Genomic DNA, 16270 nt, shown 5'->3' with positions numbered 1-16270 from the left:
TTGCAAAAGTTAGATTATTATACAAATTGATGATATAATATAAAATCATACAGTTTGTTAGGGGGGACAAAAGATGATTTCAAAATTTTTCTCAAAATCAAGGAGTTCACACAGTGAAGAACTTTATGAAGAAATTGCAGCAAGCAAAGTTTTAACATTACAAGATGAACAACCAAGTTGCAATGTTCTTTTAATGAGGAATCAAAAAACAACAATAGAAAAAATATCCAAAAGAGTAGAAGAAACTGACTTTTCAATAGAAAATTTAATTAATACTATAAACAATATATCTAAAAATGCAGAATTCCAAATGGAATCTGTTAATAATGTTATAGATGAAGTTAGAAACTATTATGCATTTGTTCAGCAAGTTCATGCTAACACTGAAAGCTCAAAAGAAATAGCTAATCATACAATGGAAGTTGCAAAACAGGGAAGTGTAGCTGTTGACAACTCTATTAAAGCTATGAATGAAATAGAAAATTCAGTTGAATATATAAAAAATGTAGTAAACTCTTTAAGCAGTCAATCAACGCAGATAGAAGGAATGCTTAAAATAATAAAAGATATAGCAAATCAAACAAATCTTTTAGCGTTAAATGCTGCGATAGAAGCTGCAAGAGCAGGAGAGGCAGGTAGAGGATTTTCTGTTGTTGCAGATGAAGTAAGAAAGTTAGCACAAAGAAGTAATGAATCTGTTGAGGAAATATCAAAAACTATAAAACAAATAGAGCATAGCATAGGAAAGACTATAGAGGCTATGGATGAAAGTAGTGCTAAGGTAAAAGAAGGAGTAATAATAGCAAATGATACAAATACTGTATTTAATAATATAATACAGTCAGTAAGTGCTACAACAGATGTTACAAAAGAGATAAATAGTGCAATAAATGATCAAACTAACAATCTTCAAAAGGTAATGGAATCTACAGAATACATGAGAACGGTATCTGAAAAAGTAATATCAATGACAGAGATAGCTCTTATGAGTACTGAACATACAAAATCTTCTATACAAATGCTATCTAAAACATCTAAAGACTTAGTGAATGTAACTGATAATATATTCAATGCAAGAAGTGCTAATGAAGAATATAAACTTACAACGTGGATAAATAATGATATATCCACACTAGATCCAGCTATTGCATTTGATCAAGAAAGCTCTAGAATATTTACCAATATACATTTAGGACTTCTAACTCAGGGTGAATCTACAAATATAATGCCTGGAATAGCTAAGAGTTGGTATGTGGAGGAAGACAACTTAACTTGGATATTTAATTTAAGGAAAGGATCAAAATTCCATAATGGAAGAGAAGTTACAGCAGAAGATGTTAAATATTCATTAGAAAGAGTACTAAGTCCTTCTCTTAAATCACCGAATAATTGGTTTTTAGCACCTATAGACGGAGCTAAGGATTACATGGAGGGCAAGGCTAGAGAAGTTAGTGGAATAAAAGTGCTTGATAGATATAGACTATCTATAAAACTAGAAAATTCTTATAGTGGATTTTTACTTAATTTAGCACAACCTTGCTGTGTTGTACTAGCAAAAGAAGATGTACTAAAAGGAGTGTTTACAGGATGTGGTCCTTACAAAATAGAACACAAGGATGATAGTAAGTATATACTTTCAGCTTGTAAAGGATACTTTGGAGGAGCACCTTATGTGGACAAGATTGAAGTTGTTTATAATGATGAGAATATTATACAAAATATAATAGATGATAAATATGACTTTGTTATACTAAACAATAATATATCTATAGATGAATTCAAAACTACAAAATATGAAAATAAAATAAAAACTCAAGACGTTATGACCACAGTATTTTGTGGATTTAACCTAAAATCAAATTCCATATTTGCAAGAAATAAAGATGTAAGAAAAGCTATAAACTATGCTATAAACAAACAAAGAATAATACAAGATGTAATGAGCAATATGGCATCTGAAGCAAAAGGGGTATTTCCAACTACTATATTAGATAATAAAAATATTTCAGGATTTAGATATGATTTAAGAAAAGCTAAAGAAATACTTCAAAGGTCTGGAGTTGGAAGGATAAATGAAAAACTCAAAATAATAATTCAAAAAAATGATACTAATAAAAAGACAAATAACGAAAAGACTATAGAATTTATTGTAAAAGACTTAAAAGAAATAGGAATAGAGTGTCAGATAATTCAAGTCCCTAAAGAAAATTATCTAAAACCAGAAAGTATAGCTAAGAGTGATTTATTCATAATGGGATGGATTGCAGATACAGGAGATCCAGATAATTATCTAGAGCCTTTATTCCACCCGAGTAATTACACAAACTTCTGTGGATACGACAATCCTGAGGTTGTTCAGCTTATGGATGAAGCCAAAAAAATTATAAATCCTTTGAAGAGAACTAGTATGTATGAAAAAATACAAGATATTATACTTGAAGATGCGCCGTGGATACTACTGTATCACCCAAAGACAGCATATATACACAAAGATAGCGTATCAAATGTAGTATTAAATCCAATAGGAAAAGTAAGGTACGAAGATATAATACTAGAAAAAAGATAAAGACTTTTGTCATCCTTCTTGATATATATTCCGATGAATATGGATATACTTTAAATGTTAGGTTTTAATTAGCTAATATTTAAAACAAAGAGGAGGATGAATATGGCTAAATTACTTTATATTGTAGCTAATCCTAAAGTTGAAAGCCAGTCCTACAGTTTACAAGTAGGAGATGAGTTTTTAGACATATACAAAAGCAAAAACCCAAATGATGAGGTAGTAGAGCTTGACCTTTATAAAATCGATATACCGTATATAGATGAAGATGTATTTAATGGATGGGGAAAGCTTGCAAAAGGAGAAGATTTAACAGATAGTGAAAGAAAAAAGATAGATAGAATAAATCAACTATCAGATGAGTTCGTCTCAGCTGATAAGTATGTATTTATTAATCCTATGTGGAATTTTAGTATACCTCCTATTATGAAAGCTTATATAGATACAATCTGTATTGCAGGAAAGACATTTAAGTATACAGAAGATGGGCCGATAGGACTTTTAGACAACAAAAAGGCTCTTCATATTCAATCAAGTGGAGATATTTATTATAAGCATAACAATGGAGAAGTAGACTTTGGAGATAAGTATATAAGATTTATACTAAATTTCCTTGGAATTACATCTATAGAATCAATATTTATAGAAGGTATGGGCAAAAATCCAAGTGAAAGCGATGAAATAAAACAAGAAGCACTCAAAAGAGCAAAGGATATTGCCCATACATTCTAATGTAAAATAAGAATATAAATTATATATTAAAAAACATAATAACATGTAGAAATATGTAGAAAAGTCCTTTTCTTTTTTAATCTTTGTTGATATAATATATTCTTCAGAGACTAGAAGGAAAGGACTGATTCTTATTAGCGAATTATTATTAGCAGCAATTCTTACGGGTATCGTATGTACGGCATGGGGAACAGCAAGCTTTCTAAGTGGAATATTTACATGGGTAGGATTTGCAGGTTGCACAAGTTACTTCGTAGTTGGAGAAAAAGACCCCCTTAAAAATGCAATAAAATCATATATAAGCAATTTAAGTGGAATATTCTGGGCTACAACTTCTATATATGTAAGTAACTTAATAGGAATACCTGCTATGGGAATAATAATCACTACAGGAATTGTTACTGTATGTGTAATTTACCAATCAAAATTTGAAATTCTATCTTCCGTTCCTGCGTGTTTCATAGGATGCTTTATAACATTTGCTCTAAACGGAGATTATAAAATGGCTGCGATTGGACTACTTTGTGGAGCTATACTTGGATACTTCTGTGATCAAGCTTCGAAACTTGCAGCTAAGATAAAAAATAAAAATATAGATAATAATGTTGAGATGAAAAAGGCATAAAAAGGGACCAAATGGTCCCTTTTTCATTATACACAAATGATAAAACAATATCAAACATAAAATTATAACATAAGATTTATACATGTAAAAATAACGATTGATAATAAAAAAACAACAAAAATAAATAGTAGGAAGGGTTAAATACAAACGTTTTCCGCACAAAAATCTAGAAAAATATAGAAAAATGATTGACAAAATATAAAATAATATGTATTATTAAGTCAAACATGGTTAGATATTTATCAAACAAAGGAGATGGTATTATGTCTAAAGAAGTAAAACAAAAAAATGATGTTAAGGTTATGATTGATGATTTAGTATTAAAGGCAAACAAGGCAAAAGATGAGTTTATGAATATAGATCAAGAAACAGTTGATAACATTATAAAAGAAATGGCAATGGCAGGAATTGAAAATCACATGGAGCTTGCTAAAATGGCTGTTGAAGAAACAAAAAGAGGAGTTTATGAAGATAAAATAATAAAAAATATATTTGCTACAGAATACATATACAATAGCATAAAGTACAATAAAACAGTAGGAGTAATAGAAGAAAATGAAGAAGAAGGATATAGCTTAATAGCAGAACCTATAGGGGTTATAGCTGGAGTTACTCCTGTTACAAATCCTACATCAACTACAATGTTTAAAGCTATAATAGCAATGAAAACTAGAAATCCAATTATATTTAGTTTTCACCCATCGGCTCAAAAGTGCTCAAGTGAAGCAGCAAGAATAGTAAAAGAAGCTGCTATAAAAGCTGGAGCACCAGAAGATTGTATTCAATGGATAGATAAGCCATCGATAGAAGCATCGAATATGCTTATGAATCATTCAGGAGTATCTCTTATATTAGCAACAGGAGGACCTGGAATGGTTAAAGCTGCATATTCATCAGGAAAACCAGCATTAGGAGTAGGAGCAGGTAATGTTCCTTGTTATATAGAAAAAAGCGCAGATGTAAGTCAAGCTGTAAATGATTTAGTTTTATCTAAGACATTTGATAATGGAATGATATGTGCATCAGAACAAGCAGTTATAATAGATGAAGAAATATATGATGATGTAGTAGCTTTAATGAAAAGATATGACTGCTATTTCTTAAATAAAGAAGAAACACAAAAACTTGAAAAGTTTGCGATAGATGAAAACAAATGCTCAATAAACTCAGCGATAGTTGGACAAAGTGCTTATGAAATAGCTAAGATGGCTGGAATAAATGTTTCAGAAAACACAAAAATATTAGTTGCAAATTTAGAAGGTGTAGGAGAAAAATATCCATTATCAAGAGAAAAATTAAGCCCTATATTAGCTTGTTATAAAGTTAAAAATAGCAAAGAAGGAATTCAAAGAGCAATAGAAATGACAGAGTTTGGTGGATTAGGACATTCAGCTGTTATACATTCAAATAATGATAAGGTTATAAATGAATTTTCAAATAAGGTAAGAGCTGGAAGACTTATTGTAAATGCACCATCAACTCATGGAGCTATAGGAGATATATATAATACAAATATACCATCACTTACATTAGGATGTGGTTCAATGGGAAATAACTCAACAACGGACAATGTATCAGCAGTAAATCTTGTAAATGTAAAGAAAGTTACGAAAAGAAGAGTAAATATGCAGTGGTTTAAGCTTCCAGAAAGAATATATCATGAATTTGGATCAGTTCAGTATTTGACTAAGATGCCAAATGTAGATAGAGTGGTTATAGTTACAGATAAAGTAATGGCAGAACTTGGTTATGTAGATAAAGTGTTATATCACTTAAGAAAAAGAAGAAATCCTGTTATGGTAGAAGTATTCTCAGATGTAGAGCCAGATCCATCAGTTGAAACAGTTATGAATGGAGCTAACTTAATGAGAAAATTCAAACCTGATACCATAATAGCTCTAGGTGGTGGATCTCCTATAGATGCCGCTAAGGGAATGTGGTTATTCTATGAACATCCAGATTTAGACTTTAATGCTCTTAAACTTAAGTTTATGGATATAAGAAAGAGAACATTCAAATTCCCTAAATTAGGAAATCACTCTAAGTTAGTAGCTATACCAACTACATCTGGAACAGGTTCAGAAGTTACAGCGTTTACAGTTATAACAGATAAGAAAAATAATACAAAATATCCTCTTGCAGATTACGAGTTAACTCCAGATGTTGCGATATTAGATCCAAGTTTTGTAATGAGTGTTCCAAAGAGCGTAACAGCAGATACTGGTATGGATGTGCTTACACATGCGATAGAAGCTTATGTTTCTATAATGGCAACAGATTTTACAGATGCATTAGCTATAAAGGCCATACAACTTGTATTTGAATATCTTCCTAGAGCATATAAAAATGGAAATGATAAAGAAGCAAGAGAAAAAATGCACAATGCATCTGCTATGGCTGGAATGGCATTTACAAATGCATTCCTTGGAATAAATCATTCTTTAGCACATAAACTAGGAGGTCAGTTCCATATACCACATGGTAGAGCAAATGCAATATTACTTCCTCATGTAATAGAATATAACGCATCAAAACCAAGTAAATTAACAGCATTCCCTAAATATAAAGAGTTTATAGCAGATAAAAAATACGCACAAATAGCTAAGGCCTTAGGACTAAAATCTGATACAGTTGAAGAAGGTGTAAAATCACTAATAAATGCTATAAAAGATCTTTTAAAAGAGCTTAATATATCTTCTACAGTTAGAGAATGTGGAATTGATGAAAAAGAGTACTTTAGTAAAATAGATGAGCTTGCAGATAAGGCTTTTGAAGATCAGTGTACAGGAGCTAATCCAAAGCTACCATTAGTTAGTGAACTTGCAGAAATATATAAAAAAGCTTATGGAAAAACAAGTAAATAAACGAGTATGTTTAGAAAGAGGCTAGCCTATATAGGTTAGCCTCTTTGTAGAAATTTACAGAAAAATCTTTTCGGATTTATATGTTGGAGTCGGATGGACTTATTAGAGATAACTTCCCTTTGGAATTTGGTTTCTTCCTTTAATTTTGATAATTCTAGGATTACTTCAAGATTAAAAATTTATAATAAAAAAGCTATTTTACATTATATACTTAAAAAAGGGACCAAATGGTCCTTTTTTCTTTCTAAAACAGAGCATTTATTATACTTATTACTTTAGGGTTAGAAACTTTGTATATTATCTCAAGCCCATTTCTTTCTCCAGTTATAATACCAGCAGATTTAAGCTTAGCAATATGCTGAGAAATAGTAGATTGAGGCATATTAAGACAATTTTGCATATTTGAAACATTACTTTCTCCAGCCTGCAAAAGTCCCTTAACCATACAAAGTCTAACTGGGTGTGCTAAAGCTTTAAGAAGCTCTGCATTATCTTCAAACAACTGTGGATTATTTTTAAAATTTTCCATGAATATCACCTCAGTAATTAATCATATTACAATATTACGATATAATGATTTAATTGTCAACACTCTATCAATACTGATACTATATAATTATTATTTAATATAAGATTTTGATATATACTATATATTATATTAAAATTTGCAGGGAGGAAAAAATGGAAGATAGATACAGAATATACTCTAAATATTTAAAGGATAAATACGGAGAAAAAGTATATAAGCTACCTATAAATTTGCCAATAACGTGCCCAAATAGAGATGAAAATGGATACGGAGGTTGTACTTTCTGTGCAGATGTAGGAGCAGGATTTGAATCACTACAAAATACACTTTCAGTTAAAGAACAACTTTCAAAGAACATGGAATATATAAAAGAAAGATATAAAGCTAGAAAATTCATAGCTTATTTTCAAAACTATACAAATACATATATGAAGTTAAGTGATTTTAGAGAATATATAAAAGATGCCAAGATGGATAATATAGTAGAAATAGATATATCAACAAGACCTGATGCTATAAATGATGAATATCTAAAGGCACTTAAAGATCTTCAAGAAGAAGGGATAAACATATCCATAGAACTTGGCCTTCAGACTGTTAATTATCATACCTTAAACAAAATAAATAGAGGACACACACTAGCTGAATTTATAGATGCTATTTTAAGAATTAAAAAATACGGATTTGAAACCTGTGCACATTTGATACTTAATCTTCCAGGAGATACTATAGATGATGTTATAGAAAGTGCAAAAGTATTATCTGCACTTAAAGTTGATGGAGTAAAACTTCACTCTTTATATATAGTCAAAGGAACTCAAATGGCAAAAGAGTATGAAAATAAAAGCATAGACATTATATCTTTAGATGAATATGTAAAAAGGGTAGCTACATTTTTAGAATACTTAAATGAAGATATAGTCATACATAGATTAATAGGTAGAGCTCCTGAGGAAAATACTTTATTTTGCAACTGGAACACATCTTGGTGGAAGATTAAAGATATGATAGATGAATATATGAAAGAAAATGATATATATCAAGGTAAAAAGTGCGACTACCTAAATGGAAAGACTGTAAAAAAATTTATTTAAGGAGATAATTATGTTCACAAAAGGAAATCTTACAATAGATACTGACTTTGATATTAGAATTATAAAGGAAGATGATATGGATGTAGATTTGTTTATAGATTTAGGATATAGAAGTTTAGATTTAAATATAGGAAAAAATGATCTAGATATATCTAGAATACAGTTTACAAAGGTTAGAGGCTTAGTAATAAGGTTTAGCAAAAGTGGAAATGTTATGACTTGTCACATGCTAAGAGATATAGATTTACATTCTGCATTTGCTAACTTTGAGATAGATTACAAATATAGTGTTATTAATATAGTTGATTTAGACGATAAAGTAGAAGTTTTTAAACAAAATAAATCCTCCTTATAAAAGGAGGGTTTATCCTAAAAACTTAGGTCCTAAGTATTTTTTGATATCTTCTGGAGAACTAAAAGAATCTAAAACTATTTCCTTTCCTGTTTCCTCAAAGTGAACGATAACTTCACAATCTCCTTGGACAAAGAACTTTCTAACCGTTTCCTCTTTTATTTCTCTAGTTTTTACCATATTTTTTCTCTTCTTTTCAAAATCCTTAGTGAAGTACGATCCCATTATAGTAATTACTTTAGTATATCTATTCATAAATACCTCCATAGACTTATAATATTTTGATATAATATCCTAGTTATTAAAATATTATAACAAGGAGATGCAAATATGCCTAGCATAAAAAGAGAAGATATAAAAGATGCTGTAAATTATATAAACAATCAGGATATGCTAAATAAGCTTAATAAAATATATAGCACAATTCCTAGCGGGGACTGCTCAGGATGTGGAAATTGCTGTATGGAATCAGTTGGAGTTAGTTATATAGAATTTTTAAATATATATAATTATATAAATAAAAATAAAGATATAAAAATAAAAGTAATGAATAAGATATTAGATTACTATTTCTTAGAGTATATAAAAAAACAACCTTGTCCATTTAAAGATGAAAATAATAGATGCCTTATATATGATGTAAGGCCACTGAATTGTAGAATATATGGACATTGGAAAAAAGAAGACTATGAAAAAAACTATGATAAAGTAAAAAATGATAATATAAATTTATCAAATGTTTTAAGTGAAAATTACGGAATAAAAATAAATGAAAAGATATCAAATTATAAAATAAATTATTGTTATGAATTTAAGCCACGCAATGGATATATGACTAAAGAAGAAAGGCTTAGTTTCTCCGATGAAGTAATGATTTTAGATTCTATACTATATTCAAAAGGATTAATTAAGTTTGATTTTAAAGATAGAGGCATTGTAGATTATTTCATAGAATCTATATTTTATGAGAATTTAGCTATGAACATAAAGATAAAAATAACAAAAGATGAAAATATAAGAGAAACTGCACTTAAACGAATAAAGAAACTACTTTTAGAAGGTGGGGGTAAAACTTGCAATTAGAAAATATAAAAGGAAGAAGTTATTATTTAAAAGGTGGAACGAATACAGGAGTGTATATATTTGAAGATAATAGTGCGTTAGTAATCGACCCTGGATTATCTAACTCTAGGGCAAATAGATTGATAAAGATGTTTGAAAAGCAAGGAATTAAAGTCAAATATATAATAAATACACATGAACATTCTGATCACTATGGTGCAAGCAAGGTAATTTTAGATCATTTCAAAGATTGTAAATCTTTATCATCATATGATGCAAAGCTGGTTATAGACAACCCATATATATTTAATATGTACACTTATGGAGGAAAGTCAAATAGATTTTTTGATGATAATTTCAAAAATAGAGGAGAAATACTAAGAGTAGATGAGACTTTAGATGAAGGAAAAATAATTTTAAATAATGAGGAATTTGAAATAGTAAATCTAAAAGGTCATAGTCTAGGACATATAGGGGTTATGACTAAAGATAAGGTGCTTTATCTAGGAGATTCACTTTTGAATGAAAATATACTAGAAAAATTCAACTTTCCATTTATAATAGATGTTGAAAGTGAATTAAATACGCTAGAAAATATAAAAAATATGGATTTTGATTTTGGGGTTATAGGTCATGGAAATCCATTACTTACTAAAAAAGAAGTCTTTGATCTTGCAGATTACAATATAGAAACTATAAATAAGTATATTGAGCAGATAAAAGGTGTTTTAGATAACAAATGTACTCAGGAAGAGTTACTAGCTTATATAATAGAGAAGAATAATTTAATCCTAAACTACAAAGAATATTATTTTTCAAAGTCTACATTAGCGTCAATGGTATCGTATTTAATAGAAAAAGATATGGTAGAGTACAAAATCGAATGTGGCAAAATATATTACTCTTTGAAAAAATAGTAAAATATTTTAGGATTTGATGATAAAATATATAGGGGAAAATTGAATAACTGACAAAAATAAATTTAAGGGTGATGGGCATGGAAATAATAGAGTGGAAATCTTTGCTAACTCCTTACGAGTATGCTGTCGAGGAGCTTAAAGTCAAGTTTAAGAACATAAGAAATGAACTAAAAGGGGGAGGAGAGTATTCTCCTATAGAGTTTGTAACAGGTAGAGTTAAGAAGGTTGCATCTATTATATCAAAGGCTAAAAGATTAGGTGTAGCTATGGATGAAATTGAAGAGAAAATAGAAGATATAGCTGGAATAAGAATAATGTGTCAGTTCGTAGAAGATATATATACTGTAACAAGTTTGATAAGAAGTAGAAATGATATGGAAGTTGTTTATGAGAAAGATTATATAAACAACTATAAAGAGAGTGGATATAGAAGCTACCACGTTATAATAAAGTACCCTATACAAACTGCTGCAGGATCTAAGGACATACTAGCGGAGATTCAGATAAGAACTCTAGCGATGAACTTTTGGGCTACTATTGAACATTCTTTAAGATACAAATACGACCATTTTATGCCTGAGGACATAGCTAAAAGACTTAGAAGAGCAGCTGATGCAGCGTTTTTACTAGATCAAGAAATGAGTGAGATAAGGGAAGAAATAATGAAGGCTCAAGTTATGTTTGAGATGAGGTCTACAACTACAAGAGATATTTTAGACTCCATTCAGGAGCTTTATAGAGTAGGAGAAGATGAACTAGCTGTTTCCTTCCAGAAGGAGTTTGATAATATAGGTGGATTTGAAGATTTAAATACAATGATAAAATTAAAAAAAGCAATAGATAATGCACTAAAGGGAATAAGGAAAAATTAAAAAGGCGAGTGATGGAATTTGGCTCTTTATGCAATAGGAGATCTGCATTTTGGAAAAGCAGTAAATAAGCCAATGGATATATTTGGGGACAACTGGCAAGACCATAGAGAAAAAATAATAAAGCACTGGTCAGAGAGTGTAAATGATAACGATACAGTATTAGTTGTTGGAGACATATCTTGGGGAATAAATCTAAAGGAGGCAATGCCAGATTTAGAAGATATAGGCAATCTCCCGGGCAAAAAAATACTAGTAAAAGGAAACCATGACTACTGGTGGTCTACAGTAAGTAAGTTAAATAAACTATTTGATAACATGAAATTTCTTCAAAATAATTATTATACTTATGAAAATTATGCTATATGTGGAACAAGAGGATGGCTTTGTCCTAATGAAACTAAATTCGATGAAGAAGATGAAAAAATATATAATAGAGAAGTACAAAGACTGAAATTATCTTTAGATGCAGCTAAAAAAGATGGATTTGAAGATATAATAGTTATAACTCATTATCCACCTACTAACGATAGACTAGATGAATCTAATTTCACTAAAATGTACGAAGAATATAAAGTTAAAAAAGTTATATATGGGCATTTGCATGGGAAAGAATCTTTTAAGCATGGCCTTATAGGAGAAAGAAATAATGTTGAGTATAGTTTGGCATCGTGCGACTATACTGACTTTAAATTAATACAGATTATGAAATAGGAGTGTCAAATTTGACACTCCTATTTTAGTTACTCTAAAAACTGTAACAATTTTTTAGAAACTGTATATTATGAATTGAAAAAGTATGAAAGGGGGATTTAATATGTACTATAGCTACAATAACAATCCATTTAATATAATGAGTTACTATCATTCACTTTATTCAAGGTCTGGTAAGAATCTTGAAAGTGAATATACAGATATATTAAGACAGGGAACGGAGGACATAGATAAAATAATAAATGAACTTGAAGGACAATTCTCTTATATGTACACTGAAACTAGTAAGCTTGGCTTAAATAATATGGCGATGAGAGTATTATTAAGATTTATTGTCAGATATACACTAGATAATGCTAACAAATACAAAGGAAGCATAGAAGAAAGATCTCAAAGATTGCTAAATGATTTAAGAAAAGACAATCCATGGATATTCTTTACATTAAGAGCTTATGGAATACCTCCAAGAGTTATAGATCAAGCAGTATTAGGTATAATATCTTTCGTTCTTTCGTATATAGATAGGCCTTCTGGTATACCAGTTGAAGTAGATAAAAAAGCAGAGCAGATAACTAATCTAATAAGACAAAAAACAGATATATACACAGACCTAAAAGGATATGGAATTCCTCAAAGAAGAATAGACAATATAGTAAAGTCATTAGTTATATTTACTATAATAAATATAGATTTAGAGGATATATATACTAATATGGAAGAAAAAGTTAGAAATATACTTATAAAGATGCAACAGTCAAATCTAGAGCCAATAAAAGAATTACAATCTTATGGCGTACCTATGAATCAAATAAGAGCAATACTAAGAACTATAATAAGATTTACTATAGAACACATAGAATCAACAGAACAAAGTCTAGAAAGAGAGGCTATTAGAATAACTAATGAAATAAGAAATACCACAAATATATTCCAGATATTAAGATCTTACGGTGTACCTCAAGCTCAGGTTCCAAAAGTAGTAAAAGATATTGTCTACTATACACTTCAAAAAGGAGATATGTATAAAATACCTTTAGATATACAATCTCAAGCTACAGAAATATTAAGTGAAATGATAAGTACAAATCAACCTGTTATAAGAGAACTTAGATCTTATGGCATTAGAATAAATGAAATAAGACCTATATTAAGAAGAATAATAGCATTTACATTAAGAAATAAAACCTAGGCTTGTAGCTTAGGTTTTTATGTGTATATAATACCCTTATTATGGTATAATAAATTTTGAAAATTTAATAAACTCAAAGAGGGAGAAAACAATGATAAAAAAGTTTATAGAGTACTACAAGCCACATAAACACTTATTTTTCTTAGACTTTACATGTGCCTTTTTTATTGCGATTATGGATCTTATATTCCCAATGGTTGCTAGAAAAATGGTTGATGACGTACTTCCGCAGAAAAATGTACAGCTAATATTATTATTCGGTGGAGGACTTTTATTACTTTACATATTAAGAAGTGTGTTCCAGTATATAGTTGATTACTGGGGGCATATTCTAGGTGTAAGAATGGAATACGATATGAGAAAGGATCTATTCAATCATATACACAAACTTTCATTTAGGTACTTTGATAATACAAAGACAGGTCACATAATGTCTAGGATAGTTAATGATCTTAATGAAGTATCAGAACTTGCACATCATGGACCAGAAGACTTGTTTATAACAACTATAACATTAGTAGGGTCTTTTGTGATAATGGTAAGCTTAAATGTAAAGCTAGCATTAGTTACATTTGCTGTTGTAACTGTTATGTTAGTATTTGCAGTAGTAAAAAATAGAGCTATGAAAAAATCATTCAGAGAACTAAGAAAAAAACTTGCAGATATAAATGCTCAAGTTGAAGATAGTATTTCAGGAGTTAGAGTAGTTAAGGCTTTTACAAATGAGGAGTATGAGCATCAGAAATTTGAGATAGGAAATAGGAATTTCAAAAATTCTAAGGAATATTCATACAAGGTAATGGCAGAGTTTTTTTCGGGTGTAACTTTTTTCTCGAATTTTATAAATTTAATAATACTAGTTTATGGTGGACTTTTAATCAGTAGTGGAGAGCTTAGTTTAGGAGAACTTGTAGGATTTTTACTATATGTTTCAATGTTCTTACAGCCTATAAGAAGAATGGTTCATCTTATTGAAAACTATCAAAAAGGTATGGCAGGTTTTAATAGATTTGTAGAAATACTAGAAATTGATCCAGATATAGTAGATAAGGAAGATGCTATGGAGATAGATAGAGTTAAAGGAGATATAGAATTTAAAGACGTTGCTTTTAGCTATAACGATAAGAGTAATGTATTAAAGGATATAAGTTTCATGATTAACGCAGGAGAGACTATAGCTTTTGTAGGTCCATCAGGTGCAGGTAAAACAACTTTGTGCAGTTTAATTCCTAGATTTTATGAGGTTGATAAAGGAAGTATACGCATAGATAATGTTGACATCAAGGATATAACTCAAAGATCATTAAGAGAAAATATAGGAATAGTTCAACAAGATGTATTTTTATTCTCGGGAACTATAAAAGATAATATAGCATACGGAAAAATAGGAGCTACAGATGAAGAAATTATAAAAGCAGCTAAAAAAGCTAACGCTCACGAATTTATAATGGAATTAGAAGATGGATATGATACATATATAGGTGAAAGAGGTATAAAACTTTCTGGAGGACAAAAGCAAAGAATATCAATAGCTAGGATATTCCTCAAAAATCCTCCTATATTAATACTTGATGAAGCTACATCTGCACTTGATAATGAAACAGAAAAATTAATCCAACAGTCTCTACATGATCTTTCAAAGGATAGAACTACGCTTGTAATAGCTCATAGACTAAGTACAATAAAAAATGCAGATAGGATAATGGTGCTAACTGATGAAGGAATAGTAGAAGAAGGAGATCACAAAAAACTTATAAGAAAAGATGGTATATATGCAAAATTATATAAATCACAGTTTGATAGAGGTGAAGCAGTTTAAAAAAAGTTAATAAAATAGTTATGAAATATTAATATAATGGGCATTTGTATAAATGTAGATATTATAAAGGAGGAGATACAAATGCCCATTTGGCTTTTCGTATTCATAACATTATATATCCCGCCACTAATGGTAATACTTATGTGGAGAAGTGTAAGAGGTAAGAAGTTAATATATGGGTCTATATACATGATATTAGCAACCATAATGATAATAACAGTATTGAATCTAGCTAATAAAAGTGAAAGTATAAAGATGGATCATAAAAAAGTTCATATAGAAGATATTAAAGAAAAAGAAGAAATAGAGAATGAATATGTAGAAAGCATTAAAATAGAAGATGAAGAAGAAACTGAAGAATATGAAGACATAAAAGTAGAAGATAAGAAGATAGAAGATACTAAGGAAGTAAAGAATGTAAAGGTAGAAGATGTTAAAGAACCTGAAGTGGTTGTAAGCAAAACACAGAAAGATATATTTAAAGAGTTCTATGATAAATTAGTAGTTATAGAAAAGTCTGCGCTGAGTAAATTTCAGGAATGCTATGATGAGATAAACAAGGTAAGGGCTGGACAGGGTAATTTGAATAATCTATACGAAATAGCAAAAACTGCAAGGCAAGACTGTGAAAATGCAGAAAAAGCATACAAAGCACTGAGAGTACCAAAAGAGTTAGATGCTGAAATAAGAAAAGAATTAATCTCAGCAAAATCTGATCTTCAAACAGCATACTTTCTAAGAAAAGAAGCCTTAGATAATGGTCTTAAGCTTTTAGATAGAAAAAATCCAAAATATATGATAAAATTGCAACAGCAGTTTAAATTATCTGATGAATACATTGTAAATGGCAGAGAAAAGCTAAACAATGTTAGAAGAAAATTAGGAATGTAAAAAGGACTAAAAGGTCCTTTTTTAAATTGTAAGGAAAGGTAGGATTG

Annotated in this window: 15 protein-coding genes; 13 read left to right on the top strand and 2 right to left on the bottom strand. The window is 29.6% G+C overall.

What is annotated here, in order from left to right:
• Positions 1-73 precede the first annotated feature (73 nt).
• The 4 genes from CLOTH_RS05560 to adhE all read left to right on the top strand — a co-directional run bounded on the left by CLOTH_RS05560 (position 74) and on the right by adhE (position 6784).
• Positions 74-2566, top strand: coding sequence for an ABC transporter substrate-binding protein (locus CLOTH_RS05560; protein WP_079411983.1), 2493 nt, complete (start codon positions 74-76; stop codon positions 2564-2566).
• A 102-nt stretch (positions 2567-2668) separates the two neighbouring features.
• Positions 2669-3295: an FMN-dependent NADH-azoreductase gene (locus CLOTH_RS05555; RefSeq protein ID WP_079411981.1), complete on the top strand. Its 627-nt coding sequence runs from the start codon at positions 2669-2671 to the stop codon at positions 3293-3295.
• 79 nt (positions 3296-3374) lie between these two features.
• Entirely contained in the window at positions 3375-3920 is a 546-nt protein-coding gene (locus CLOTH_RS05550; protein ID WP_079411979.1) for a DUF1097 domain-containing protein, read from the top strand.
• Between the two features lie 263 nt (positions 3921-4183).
• On the top strand, positions 4184-6784 hold the full coding sequence (gene adhE / locus CLOTH_RS05545; protein ID WP_079411977.1) for a bifunctional acetaldehyde-CoA/alcohol dehydrogenase: 2601 nt from the start codon (positions 4184-4186) through the stop codon (positions 6782-6784).
• A 244-nt stretch (positions 6785-7028) separates the two neighbouring features.
• Here the strand turns inward: adhE and CLOTH_RS05540 are convergent, their stop codons facing one another.
• A complete protein-coding gene (locus CLOTH_RS05540) occupies positions 7029-7313 on the bottom strand; it encodes an ArsR/SmtB family transcription factor (protein WP_079411975.1) in 285 nt (94 codons plus the stop codon).
• A gap of 152 nt (positions 7314-7465) precedes the next feature.
• On the opposite strand from CLOTH_RS05540, the gene CLOTH_RS05535 reads away from it, so the two are divergent.
• Together CLOTH_RS05535 and CLOTH_RS05530 are read left to right on the top strand one after the other, a co-directional pair.
• The gene (locus CLOTH_RS05535; protein ID WP_079411973.1) at positions 7466-8407 is read left to right on the top strand and encodes a TIGR01212 family radical SAM protein; all 942 of its coding nucleotides are present in this window, start codon (positions 7466-7468) and stop codon (positions 8405-8407) included.
• A gap of 10 nt (positions 8408-8417) precedes the next feature.
• Positions 8418-8762, top strand: coding sequence for a hypothetical protein (locus CLOTH_RS05530; RefSeq protein ID WP_331722021.1), 345 nt, complete (start codon positions 8418-8420; stop codon positions 8760-8762).
• 9 nt (positions 8763-8771) lie between these two features.
• Here CLOTH_RS05530 and CLOTH_RS05525 read toward each other — a convergent pair whose 3' ends face one another.
• Positions 8772-9014, bottom strand: coding sequence for a hypothetical protein (locus CLOTH_RS05525; RefSeq protein WP_079411969.1), 243 nt, complete (start codon positions 9012-9014; stop codon positions 8772-8774).
• 75 nt (positions 9015-9089) lie between these two features.
• Here CLOTH_RS05525 and CLOTH_RS05520 point away from each other — a divergent pair, with 75 nt between their 5' ends.
• The 7 genes from CLOTH_RS05520 (at position 9090) to CLOTH_RS05490 (ending at position 16223) form a co-directional block, all read left to right on the top strand.
• Positions 9090-9842, top strand: coding sequence for a YkgJ family cysteine cluster protein (locus CLOTH_RS05520; RefSeq protein ID WP_079411967.1), 753 nt, complete (start codon positions 9090-9092; stop codon positions 9840-9842).
• Positions 9833-10738, top strand: a complete 906-nt coding sequence (locus CLOTH_RS05515; protein ID WP_079411965.1) for an MBL fold metallo-hydrolase — start codon at positions 9833-9835, stop codon at positions 10736-10738. The genes CLOTH_RS05520 and CLOTH_RS05515 overlap by 10 nt, the downstream gene beginning before the upstream one ends.
• A gap of 80 nt (positions 10739-10818) precedes the next feature.
• The gene (locus CLOTH_RS05510; RefSeq protein WP_079411963.1) at positions 10819-11613 is read left to right on the top strand and encodes a GTP pyrophosphokinase; all 795 of its coding nucleotides are present in this window, start codon (positions 10819-10821) and stop codon (positions 11611-11613) included.
• Positions 11614-11631: 18 nt separating this feature from the next.
• On the top strand, positions 11632-12324 hold the full coding sequence (locus CLOTH_RS05505) for a metallophosphoesterase (RefSeq protein WP_079411961.1): 693 nt from the start codon (positions 11632-11634) through the stop codon (positions 12322-12324).
• Positions 12325-12427: 103 nt separating this feature from the next.
• Positions 12428-13513, top strand: coding sequence for a hypothetical protein (locus CLOTH_RS05500; protein ID WP_079411959.1), 1086 nt, complete (start codon positions 12428-12430; stop codon positions 13511-13513).
• A 91-nt stretch (positions 13514-13604) separates the two neighbouring features.
• On the top strand, positions 13605-15332 hold the full coding sequence (locus tag CLOTH_RS05495) for an ABC transporter ATP-binding protein (protein ID WP_079411957.1): 1728 nt from the start codon (positions 13605-13607) through the stop codon (positions 15330-15332).
• 81 nt (positions 15333-15413) lie between these two features.
• Positions 15414-16223 (top strand): hypothetical protein, encoded by an 810-nt coding sequence (locus CLOTH_RS05490; protein WP_079411955.1) that lies wholly within the window; start codon positions 15414-15416, stop codon positions 16221-16223.
• The last annotated feature ends 47 nt before the right edge of the window (positions 16224-16270 follow it).

It is taken from the genome of Alkalithermobacter paradoxus (assembly GCA_002029295.1).
Classification (GTDB): domain Bacteria; phylum Bacillota; class Clostridia; order Peptostreptococcales; family Peptostreptococcaceae; genus Alkalithermobacter; species Alkalithermobacter paradoxus.
The sequence above is the reverse complement of the archived record's forward strand: the minus strand, read 5'-3'. Positions and strand labels throughout refer to the sequence as shown.

Coding starts and splice junctions, on each gene's coding strand:
- CLOTH_RS05490 (WP_079411955.1), top strand. CDS start 15,414: ATGCCCATTTGGCTTTTCGTATTCATAACATTATATATCCCGCCACTA.
- CLOTH_RS05535 (WP_079411973.1), top strand. CDS start 7,466: ATGGAAGATAGATACAGAATATACTCTAAATATTTAAAGGATAAATAC.
- adhE (WP_079411977.1), top strand. CDS start 4,184: ATGTCTAAAGAAGTAAAACAAAAAAATGATGTTAAGGTTATGATTGAT.
- CLOTH_RS05525 (WP_079411969.1), bottom strand. CDS start 9,014: ATGAATAGATATACTAAAGTAATTACTATAATGGGATCGTACTTCACT.
- CLOTH_RS05510 (WP_079411963.1), top strand. CDS start 10,819: ATGGAAATAATAGAGTGGAAATCTTTGCTAACTCCTTACGAGTATGCT.
- CLOTH_RS05500 (WP_079411959.1), top strand. CDS start 12,428: ATGTACTATAGCTACAATAACAATCCATTTAATATAATGAGTTACTAT.
- CLOTH_RS05555 (WP_079411981.1), top strand. CDS start 2,669: ATGGCTAAATTACTTTATATTGTAGCTAATCCTAAAGTTGAAAGCCAG.
- CLOTH_RS05530 (WP_331722021.1), top strand. CDS start 8,418: ATGTTCACAAAAGGAAATCTTACAATAGATACTGACTTTGATATTAGA.
- CLOTH_RS05495 (WP_079411957.1), top strand. CDS start 13,605: ATGATAAAAAAGTTTATAGAGTACTACAAGCCACATAAACACTTATTT.
- CLOTH_RS05560 (WP_079411983.1), top strand. CDS start 74: ATGATTTCAAAATTTTTCTCAAAATCAAGGAGTTCACACAGTGAAGAA.
- CLOTH_RS05520 (WP_079411967.1), top strand. CDS start 9,090: ATGCCTAGCATAAAAAGAGAAGATATAAAAGATGCTGTAAATTATATA.
- CLOTH_RS05540 (WP_079411975.1), bottom strand. CDS start 7,313: ATGGAAAATTTTAAAAATAATCCACAGTTGTTTGAAGATAATGCAGAG.